We start from the raw sequence: 441 nt of genomic DNA, 5'->3' as shown, positions 1-441 counted from the left end.
GCGATGCCGCAAAGCCCCCGGCCAGGCCGGGGGCGTCGCGCCAGGGAGCGGCGCTACAGGCTCGGGTGGCCCGCCTCGATTTCGGACAAGGCATCGCTGAGCAGCGACAGCAACGCACCGTTGATGTAGGCCAGGGTGCCGCCGGGCTCTTCTTTCTCATCGAGCAAACGGGTCATGGCCAGGATGTTGATTGCCGACCTCAGGCGCACTTTCGCGTTGTCGAACAAGTGCGTGGGGAGTGCATGGGTGTCCACGTACAGGGTCGCGCTACGCGGACACATGTCGGCCTGGGAGGTGGGTAGCAGCGGGACGAAGCGGGGGGACGATTCTGTTACCTCGGGGTTGGACGTATCATTCGGCTTAGCCATGGGTCAGCTCCTTAGTAAGCTGGGTTGTGGTTAGCGGGTCGTAGGTGTTCCACCACCTGCGGCCCGCGTCTTT

Annotated in this window: 1 protein-coding gene; it reads right to left on the bottom strand. The window is 63.9% G+C overall.

The genetic code is table 11. From position 1 onward, the window contains the following. Positions 1-53 precede the first annotated feature (53 nt). On the bottom strand, positions 54-368 hold the full coding sequence (locus HMPREF2924_RS26730) for a hypothetical protein (RefSeq protein ID WP_003113065.1): 315 nt from the start codon (positions 366-368) through the stop codon (positions 54-56). Between the last annotated feature and the right edge of the window lie 73 nt (positions 369-441).

The organism is Pseudomonas sp. HMSC063H08 (genome assembly GCF_001813645.1).
Classification (GTDB): Bacteria; Pseudomonadota; Gammaproteobacteria; order Pseudomonadales; family Pseudomonadaceae; genus Pseudomonas; species Pseudomonas aeruginosa.
The sequence above is the reverse complement of the archived record's forward strand: the minus strand, read 5'-3'. Positions and strand labels throughout refer to the sequence as shown.